The organism is Exiguobacterium indicum HHS 31 (assembly GCF_001939065.1).
GTDB lineage: Bacteria > Bacillota > Bacilli > Exiguobacteriales > Exiguobacteriaceae > Exiguobacterium_A > Exiguobacterium_A indicum.
On record NZ_MPSZ01000015.1, the window covers coordinates 21,654 to 31,476 of the forward strand.

A 9,823-nucleotide genomic window follows, 5' to 3' on the forward strand; every position below is an offset into this window, starting at 1 on the left:
AGTATTAACGAATGTGAGTAATGAATTATTGCTCCTTGCTCGAACATTCGAGCCGCCAGTCCAAGAGGAGGTGACAGATATGCGTAAATACGAAGTACTTTACATCATCCGTCCGGAACTTGATGAGGAAGCACGCAAAGCAACAGTGGAGCGTTTCAACAAAGTCCTCACTGATAACGGTGGTACAGTTGATAAAACAACTGAAATGGGTAAACGTCGTTTCGCTTACGAAATCAATGATATGCGTGAAGGGTTCTACGTTCTTCTTAACGTTTCTGCTGAACCAGCAGCTACAAAAGAACTTGACCGTCTCATGAAGATCAGTGACGATATCGTTCGCTTAATGATCACAAAAGACGAGAAATAAGCTGAAACAGGAGAGTGATTCTGATGATTAACCGCGTCGTTTTAGTCGGTCGGTTAACTCGTGACCCGGAAATGCGTTATACGCAGAGCGGGATTGCGGTAACGCGATTCACACTCGCATGTGACCGTCCTTTCACAGGGCAAGATGGGAAGCGAGAAGCTGATTTCATCGATTGCGTCGTTTGGCGCAAGCAAGCAGAGAACGTTGCTCAGTATTTGAAGAAGGGTAGTCTTGCTGGTGTAGAGGGTCGCCTCCAGATTAGCAGCTACGACGATAAAGAAGGGCAACGCCGTTATCGTGCGGAAGTCGTCGCTGATAGCGTCCGCTTCCTTGAGTCACGTAACGCGAGCCGTTCTTCGGATGGTAGCGAAGGCTACGCTTCATCTACTGGTGGAAACGGGAATGCTGCAGGATGGGGTTCACAGCAACAGCAGAACAACTCTTCCTCGCCAGCACCCGCTTCATCGAATTCGGGCTTCGGCGCTGATCCGTTCAGCGGCGGTAGTTCGATCGACCTTTCAGACGACGATCTCCCGTTCTAAGGAAATCGTCCTGAAAAATCCAAGTTAAAAAGGAGGTTAATCACATGGCACGTCGTCCAGGTGGAAAACGTCGTCGTAAAGTATGTTACTTCACGTCGAACCACATCACTCATATCGATTATAAAGACGTAGAACTTCTCAAACGTTTCATTTCGGAACGCGGTAAGATTCTTCCACGTCGTGTGACTGGTACTTCAGCGAAATACCAACGTCCACTTACAATCGCAATCAAACGCGCACGTCAAATGGCTTTAATCCCATACGTGGCTGACTGATTTCGTAGCACCATCCTCATGCGTGAGGATGGTGCTTTTTTTCGCTTCCCTTTCATCCCCTCCTGCTTTTCGGTTATAATAAACAAGTTACTAAAAATTTAAATGAACCCTATAGAGCATATAAGGAGGACACGATGGAGTCAGGTCAACAAGTATCACCGGAACGAGAACGACGCATCGTTCGCTTCATTCCGTATCTATTAATCGTCGGTCTGCTTCTCGTCGTCGCTGTACGTGAACCGATCATCTCTGCTATCGGAGCCGTCGTGACTGCCCTCCTCTTCGGATTGCACCTATTCGAAGAACGCCGTGCACGCAGGGCATGGGAGGCATACGTCGCCGGAATCTCGATGCAAGTCGAGGAGACGGGACAAGATGCGTTGACGAACATGCCAATCGGGATTTTGTTATACGATGAGGAAACCCTCGTCACCTGGTTCAATGATCCGATGCGGGAGATCTTTGATGATGTAGCGATGGGACAGACGCTCAATGAGCTCGATCCCTTATTCATCGAAATGGTCGCGACGAACGAGGACCAAGCGACGCTTGAAATCGGTGATGCCGTATATCGCGTCTTTTCAAATCATGAGAATCGGACGTTCTATCTGTTCGATATGACAGAAGAAGCACAAGTCGAACAACAACTCGTCGATAATCAGACAGTCATCGGCGTTATCTATCTCGATAACTACGATGAGATGACACAAGGTATCGAAGATCAGTTGCGCAGTGAGTTGAACAGCCGAGTTACGCAACTGTTGAATCACTGGGCAGCCGAACACGGAACGTATATCAAACGAACCGCATCTGATCGGTACTTCATCGTCACGACAGAAGAGAATCTTCGGATTCTCGAACGATCGAAGTTCACGATTCTCGATACCGTGCGCGAAGAGACGAGTCAGCGTGGTGTCCAGTTGACGTTATCGATCGGAATTGGTTGCGGAAGTGACCCGATTCCGGCGCTTGGTCTGATGGCTCAGTCGAGTCTCGATCTCGCATTAGGACGGGGAGGCGACCAAGTCGTCATCAAACGCGATGGAAAAGTCCGCTTTTATGGCGGCAAGACGAATCCGACAGAAAAACGGACACGTGTCCGAGCACGTGTCATTGCCAACTCGCTTCGTGACTTAATGCAGGAATCGAGCCGTGTCCTGATCATGGGGCATAAGAATCCGGATATGGATGCACTCGGATCAGCGATCGGCATTTTGAAGCTTGCGGAAATGAACGATAAGGAAGCGCATATCGTTTTACCGCCAGAAGAAATCGGTCGTGGGATTCGCCGGATGATGGACGAGATCGCTGAAGTACCACAACTCGAGACACGGTTCGTCAATGCGTTTCAAGCCGATCAGTTAATTGACGATCAGACGTTACTCGTCGTCGTCGATACCCACAAACCGTCGCTCGTCGTCGTGCCGACGTTACTCGATCGATTCGAGCATATGGTCGTGATTGATCATCACCGGCGTGGGGAGGACTTCATCGAAGATGCGGTCCTCGTTTATCTCGAGCCTTACGCATCGTCGACGTCAGAACTCGTCACCGAGTTGATCGAGTACCAGCCGACGAATCAGAAGCTATCGATGCTTGAGGCGACGGCGTTACTTGCCGGAATCATCGTCGATACGAAAGGCTTTGCCCTTCGGACCGGCTCGCGGACGTTCGATGCTGCCTCTTACTTGCGTTCACAAGGTGCTGACACGGTGCTCGTGCAAGAGTTCCTCAGTCAGGATCTTGAGACGTACGTTGAGCAGTCACATATCCTCGAGCGGTCCGAGGTCTATACGAAAGGGATGGCGATTGCGACAGCAGAACCTGGCGTCATTCACGATCAAGTCTTGATCGCACAAGCGGCCGATCAATTGTTGTCGCTTCAAGGCATTCGTGCTGCCTTCGTCATTGCGGAACTTCAAGACGGACGGACTGCGATCAGTGCCCGTTCACTTGGGGAAGTCAACGTCCAGTTGATCATGGAGACGCTCGGAGGCGGCGGTCACTTGACGAACGCGGCGACACAGATGTCAGAATCGGTCGTCACGGTCGCGGATGCGTTGCGTAAAGCGATCGATCAATATCTAGAAGATGAGACAAAAGGAGAGGAATCAGAATGAAGGTTATTTTCTTACAAGATGTAAAAGGACAAGGTAAAGCAGGAGACGTCAAAGACGTGGCCGATGCTTATGCAAATAACGTACTCTTCAAGAAAAAGTTGGCACGTCCTGCGACGACTGGCAACTTGAAGCAACATGAAGCACATGAACGTAAAGCAGCAGAAGAAGCGAAACAGAACTTGCTTGACGCACAAGCGTTAAAAGAGAAAATCGAAAAAGAGACGATCGTCGTCTCGACGAAAGCCGGTGAAGGCGGTCGTGTCTTCGGTTCTGTCACAAGCAAACAGATCGCGGAAGCGCTCAAGAGCATGGGCTACAAGATCGACAAACGTAAAATCGAGCTCGAGCACCCAATCAAGGCACTCGGCTTTACAAAGGTACCATTGAAGCTACACAACGAAGTGACAGCGACGCTGAACGTTCAGGTCAAAGAGGCGTGAGTAGAAAAGGGGAACGGTGATGAGTGAAGTCATGCAAAATATGCCTCCCCAAAGTATCGAGGCAGAACAAGCCGTCCTAGGGGCGATCATGATTGATGCGGATCGTTTGATCAGTGCATCAGAACGTCTGTTACCGCAGGACTTTTACCGTGCCTCTCACCAACGGATCTTCGAAGCGATGCTCGTACTGTCCGACCGAGGCGAAGCAATCGACCTCGTCACGGTCACAGCCGAGCTGAGTACGCTTGGCATCCTAGATGAGATCGGTGGTCTACCGTATCTAGCGGAACTAGCGGAAGGTGTACCAACCGCAGCCAACATCAATTACTACGTTAACGTCGTTGACCAGAAGTCGACGCTTCGGCGTCTCATTCGGACGGCGGGTGAAATCGTCACTGACGGATACGAGCGGCAAAACGAGGTCGATGTCCTGCTGAATGAGGCAGAACGGAAGATTCTCGAAGTATCACAAGGAAAAGGGAGCGCGAGTTTCATCCCGATCTCGGACGTCTTGACGAGTGCCTATGCAACGATTGATAAATTGCATAAACAAAGCGGCGAGACGACGGGGATTCCGACCGGTTTCCAGGATCTCGATAAGATGACGGCCGGCTTCCAGCGTAACGATCTAATCATCGTCGCAGCACGTCCATCGGTCGGGAAGACGGCGTTTGCCTTGAACATCTCGCAAAACGTCGCGACACGCGCTGACGAGAACGTCGCCATCTTTAGTCTTGAGATGGGTGCCGAACAGCTCGTCATGCGGATGCTCTGTGCCGAAGGAAACGTCGATGCGCAACGACTCCGGACTGGTCAACTCGAAGAAGAGGACTGGGGCAAGTTATCGCTTGCGATGAGTAACCTGTCTCAAGCCGGCATCTACATCGACGATACACCAGGGATTCGGGTCAACGATATCCGGGCGAAGTGCCGTCGTTTGAAGCAGGAGCACGGGCTTGGGATGATCATGATCGATTACTTGCAGCTGATTCAAGGGAATGGTCGCTCCAGCGACAACCGTCAACAAGAGGTCTCGGAAATTTCCCGTTCCTTGAAATCACTCGCGCGTGAACTCGAAGTCCCCGTCATCGCCTTATCGCAGCTCTCCCGTGGGGTTGAGAGTCGTCAAGATAAACGACCGATGATGTCGGATATCCGGGAATCGGGAGCGATCGAGCAAGATGCCGATATCGTCGCCTTCTTGTATCGTGACGATTACTACAATAAAGAAACGGAAGATGCGAATACGATTGAGATCATCATCGCAAAACAGCGGAATGGTCCAACCGGAACGGTCAAACTCGCCTTCCGAAAAGAATTCAACAAGTTCGTGGATCTCGAGCCAAGCAACTCGTACGCGCCACCAGCTTAATCCAAGCTACGTTTTGTCTTCGATCAATCGGAGATAAAACGTAGCTTTTTTTATTTTCACCTAAAGATTCTCAGTTTATTCATCAAAAACGATAATTAAACGAACGAAAGAGAATTGTAACAATTAATTGTTCGGTATTTGGTTGACTTCTTTTTTTTATCGCGTTACACTTAGTCGTGGTTTTGAATCGTACGTGGAGGTGGATGATAAGATGTCATCAGTAGTAGTAGTCGGAACACAGTGGGGCGACGAAGGAAAAGGGAAAATCACCGATTTTCTTTCGAAACAAGCCGACGTCGTAGCACGTTATCAAGGTGGAGACAATGCAGGACATACGATCGTATTCAATAACGAGACGTACAAATTGCACTTGATCCCATCAGGTATTTTTTACTCGGATAAGAAATGTGTCATCGGGAACGGTCTCGTCGTTAACCCGAAATCACTCGTCAAGGAATTGAAGTATCTGCACGATCGTGGTGTCTCAACGGATAACTTGTTAATTTCGAATCGGGCGCATGTCATCTTGCCGTATCATCAGTTGCAGGATCAGTTAGAAGAAGAAGCGAAGGGCGACGCAAAAGTCGGAACGACGCTAAAAGGAATCGGACCGTGCTACATGGATAAAGCCGCACGAATCGGAATCCGGATGGCAGACTTACTCGACAAAGAAACGTTCGCTGAGAAGTTGAAGATCGTTCTCGACCAAAAGAACCGGATGTTCACGAAGATGTATGACGCTGAACCAGTCGCGTTCGACGATATCTTCGAAGAATACTATGCGTATGGACAAGAATTCGCGAAATACGTCTGCGATACATCCGTCGTCGTCAACGATAGCCTTGATCACGGCGAAAAAGTGTTGTTTGAAGGCGCACAAGGTGTCTTACTCGACCTTGACCACGGAACGTACCCGTTCGTTACATCGTCGAACGCATCAGCTGGCGGTGTCGCATCAGGTGTCGGTGTCGGTCCAGCTCGGATCGACCACGTCGTCGGTGTCTGTAAAGCGTACACGTCACGTGTCGGTGACGGTCCGTTCCCAACGGAATTGTTCGATGACATCGGGCACCAAATCCGTGAAGTCGGTCGTGAATACGGAACAACGACAGGACGTCCGCGTCGTGTCGGTTGGTTCGACTCTGTTGTCGTTCGCCACTCGCGCCGTACAAGTGGATTGACGGATCTTGCGCTCAACTCGATCGACGTCTTGACAGGACTCGACACGTTGAAGATCTGTACATCGTACGAATTCAACGGTAAACAGATCGATGAGTACCCAGCAAGCTTCCGTGATCTCGAGGCATGTGTTCCAGTTTACGAAGAACTGCCGGGCTGGAAAGAGGACATCACAGGTGTCCGTCGCTTTGAAGATCTACCGTTGAACGCACAGAACTACGTTAAGCGGATTGCGGATCTCACAGGTATCTCGCTCGTCACGTTCTCGGTCGGACCGGGTCGTGAACAGACAGTCGTCTTGCGTGATCTCTACGAAGAAGCATAAGTCTCAACAGCCTCTTGCCTCCTGCAAGAGGCTGTTTTTTGTGCGAAATGGTTCACAAACGGAAGCAAAAACAGGTATACTGAATACAGTGTTTCACGTGGAACCTCTCTCGTGAGACGACGAACAGTAGAGAGAGTGGCGCCGGGAGTTTCCGTCGCCACCTTTCTATATGCCGAAAAAACAGGTAAAATAGATTGAATAGAAATTTTTAAGGGGGCACACCCAGTGACGGAACGCAAAATTCTAGTCGTCGATGACGAGTTACCGATTGCAGATATACTCAAGTTTAAATTAGAAAAAGAAGGCTACCAGGTCGCGATCGCAAATGACGGCGTGGAGGCATTAGAGAAATTCGAGGAGTTCAAACCGGATTTGATGTTGCTCGACATCATGCTCCCGTTAATGGACGGGATGGAGGTCTGCCGGGAAGTCCGGAAGACGTCGAAGATTCCAATCATCATGTTGACAGCGAAGGATTCCGAAATCGATACGGTACTTGGTCTTGAGCTTGGTGCGAACGATTACGTGACGAAGCCATTTAGCTCGCGCGAGTTACTTGCCCGTGTGAAAGTCCACTTACGCAACACGAGTCCGGAAGCTACACCACAACCGGTTGGACCAGGTCCACTCAAAGTCGGAGAACTGTATATCGATACGAATTCGCATACGGTGACACGGAAGGATCAAAAAATCGAGCTGACGCAGCGTGAGTTCGAATTGTTGCACTACCTCGCGAAAAACATCGGTCAAGTCATGACACGTGAGCATTTGTTACAGACGGTCTGGGGCTATGACTACTTCGGTGACGTCCGGACAGTCGACGTAACGGTACGTCGTCTCCGTGAGAAAGTCGAAGACAACCCAAGTACGCCGGTCTATATCATGACGCGTCGTGGTGTCGGCTACTATCTCCAAGACGGGGAGAATGAATAACGATGTTAAAAGGAACGAACTTCTTTAAATCCATCCAATGGAAACTCGTCGTCATCTATGCCTTATTGATCTTAGTGGCGATGCAGGTCATTGGCGTCTATTTCGTTCGTTCCCTTGAAAAGCAGTACATTACGAACTTCTCGAAGTCGGTCGAGGACCGGGCAGGTCTTGTCGCCTATAACGTCGGGAAGGAATTCGATAAAACAGGCGATGATGAAGCCTCCAAACGGCAGTTGTCCCAATCACTAGGGCAACTGCTGTCTGAGTTTAGTAATGGCTCCACCTCAAGGAACGACATCCTCGAAGTTCAAATCATTGACCAGGACTCGATCATCCAGGCGACATCGGATAACGAGAACCAGTCGGCGGTCGGACAACGAGCGACGAATTCATTGATTAAAAAAGCACAGGCAACGAGCTCGACCCGGACGGACACCGTGCTTGATCCGGAATCAGAGGATAAGATCCGGATCTTTGCCGTACCGGTCACCTCGGAACGAGACGGCGTCACGACCGGGATGATTTATGTCCGCGCCTCGATGGAGTCGATCTATTCGCAGATGCAACAGGTCACGCGGATTCTTGCGACTGGAACGGTCATCGCTCTCGTCATCACGTCAATTCTCGGTGTGTTGCTGTCGCGGACGATCACGCGCCCGATTTCCGATATGCGGCGTCAAGCGATCGAGATGCGACGCGGGAACTTCTCGCGGAAGGTTAAGGTCTATTCGGACGATGAGATCGGTCAGCTCGCTCGTTCGTTCAACGAATTGACGGATGAGTTACTCGAAGCAAACGCGACGACGGAAGCCGAACGGCGGAAGTTGACGAGTGTCCTAGAGAACATGACCGATGGCGTCATCGCGACGGACCGGACGCTTCGCGTCATCTTGATGAACGATCAAGCGAAGGATATCGTCGGTGCAGATGATGCGAGCGTCGTCGGCACGAACCTGAAGGACTTACTGGCACTCGGTGACGATTTCATGATTCCGGAAGACGGTACGATGCCACCGCGTCTGCTTGATTTCAGCAGTGAGGATGAACTGTTCCTCGTCCGGGCATTCTTCTCGCCCGTCAAGAAACACAGTGGTCCGATTACCGGGATGATCGTCGTCCTGCATGACGTCACGGAACAGGAGCAAGTCGAACAGGATCGTCGCGAATTCGTCGCGAACGTCAGTCACGAGCTCCGGACACCGCTGACGACGATGCGCAGCTATCTCGAAGCCTTGGCAGAAGGAGCGTATCAGGACGAGGAACTCGCACCGCGTTTCCTTGAGACGACACAAAACGAGACGGAGCGGATGATCCGCCTCGTTACCGATCTCTTACAACTGTCGAAGATGGACAGTAAGGAATACAAAATGAACAAGGTCCGCTTCGATTACATTCAGTTCCTGAATGAGATTCTCGATCGCCATGACATGACGAAGCCGGAACGGATTCGTTTCCGTCGTAAGATCATGAAGCGGAAAGTCTATATCCGTGGGGATCAGGATAAATTGATCCAAGTCGCAGACAACATCCTGACGAATGCAATCAAGTACTCACCGGAAGGCGGAACTATCACTGTCCGGACGATGCTCCGGGCAAAACGGATCGTCATCAGCATCAAGGATGAAGGTGTCGGAATCCCGAAAGCGAATCTCCAAAAAATATTCGAACGCTTCTATCGTGTCGATAAAGCCCGTGCCCGTAAAATCGGCGGCACCGGTCTTGGTCTGTCGATTGCAAAAGACGTCGTTTCGGCACATGGTGGCGACATCTGGGCAGAAAGTGAATGGGGACGCGGCACGACGATTTACTTCACGCTTCCGTATGAGGTGATCGAAGAGGTGGATGCCGGATGAAGAAACAACACTGGAGTTCGCTGTTACTCGTCCTGCTTGTCGCCGGTTCGATCGCTCAGACAGCGATGCTCTGGACCTATCATCCAAGCAGTGAATCAATCGAGCGGGAACAGGTCTCGTTCAACGAGATCGATGCCTCAAAGACGATTGAAAGCAACCAACTGATTAACCCGGAACTACTCGTCTATTCGGATCAGGAAGGGATCTATCAGACACAAATCATCGGTCGGACCTTCCTTAACCGAATCGGTGCGTCGTTTAACATCGGTGTCCTTGTCTTGACGGATAAAGCGAATAACATCCCGGTCGGTGACCGAAGTGTCGAAATGATCTTTCCAACGCCAATCAGTGCGACGATTCTTGAAGAGTTACTCGGAGAAAAACAAATCGCCTTCTCGGAACCGATCAAACGGCTCT

Annotated in this window: 10 protein-coding genes; all 10 read left to right on the top strand. The window is 50.4% G+C overall.

Annotation, left to right across the window (positions count from 1 at the left end; all coding sequences use genetic code 11):
• The first annotated feature begins 79 nt into the window (after positions 1-79).
• Complete coding sequence (gene rpsF, locus N179_RS16355) at positions 80-367, top strand: 30S ribosomal protein S6 (RefSeq protein ID WP_023469851.1); 288 nt, start codon at positions 80-82, stop codon at positions 365-367.
• A gap of 23 nt (positions 368-390) precedes the next feature.
• Positions 391-909: a single-stranded DNA-binding protein gene (ssb, locus tag N179_RS16360; RefSeq protein WP_023469850.1), complete on the top strand. Its 519-nt coding sequence runs from the start codon at positions 391-393 to the stop codon at positions 907-909.
• Positions 910-953: 44 nt separating this feature from the next.
• Complete coding sequence (rpsR, locus tag N179_RS16365; protein WP_023469849.1) at positions 954-1,184, top strand: 30S ribosomal protein S18; 231 nt, start codon at positions 954-956, stop codon at positions 1,182-1,184.
• A 134-nt stretch (positions 1,185-1,318) separates the two neighbouring features.
• Positions 1,319-3,304 (top strand): DHH family phosphoesterase, encoded by a 1,986-nt coding sequence (locus tag N179_RS16370; protein WP_035395443.1) that lies wholly within the window; start codon positions 1,319-1,321, stop codon positions 3,302-3,304.
• Entirely contained in the window at positions 3,301-3,744 is a 444-nt protein-coding gene (rplI, locus tag N179_RS16375; protein ID WP_023469847.1) for a 50S ribosomal protein L9, read from the top strand. Before N179_RS16370 ends, rplI begins: the two co-directional genes overlap by 4 nt.
• Positions 3,745-3,763: 19 nt before the next feature.
• Complete coding sequence (gene dnaB / locus N179_RS16380) at positions 3,764-5,116, top strand: replicative DNA helicase (RefSeq protein ID WP_023469846.1); 1,353 nt, start codon at positions 3,764-3,766, stop codon at positions 5,114-5,116.
• Between the two features lie 211 nt (positions 5,117-5,327).
• Positions 5,328-6,620: an adenylosuccinate synthase gene (locus N179_RS16385; RefSeq protein WP_035395447.1), complete on the top strand. Its 1,293-nt coding sequence runs from the start codon at positions 5,328-5,330 to the stop codon at positions 6,618-6,620.
• A gap of 225 nt (positions 6,621-6,845) precedes the next feature.
• Positions 6,846-7,553: a response regulator YycF gene (gene yycF / locus N179_RS16390; protein WP_023469844.1), complete on the top strand. Its 708-nt coding sequence runs from the start codon at positions 6,846-6,848 to the stop codon at positions 7,551-7,553.
• A 2-nt stretch (positions 7,554-7,555) separates the two neighbouring features.
• Positions 7,556-9,406 carry a cell wall metabolism sensor histidine kinase WalK gene (gene walK / locus N179_RS16395; RefSeq protein ID WP_055969786.1) on the top strand — a complete coding sequence of 617 codons (1,851 nt, stop codon included), beginning with the start codon at positions 7,556-7,558 and terminating at the stop codon, positions 9,404-9,406.
• Positions 9,403-9,823 (top strand): two-component system activity regulator YycH (gene yycH / locus N179_RS16400; RefSeq protein ID WP_244150249.1); only part of this gene is annotated, 421 nt, incomplete at its 3' end. The genes walK and yycH, both read left to right, overlap by 4 nt.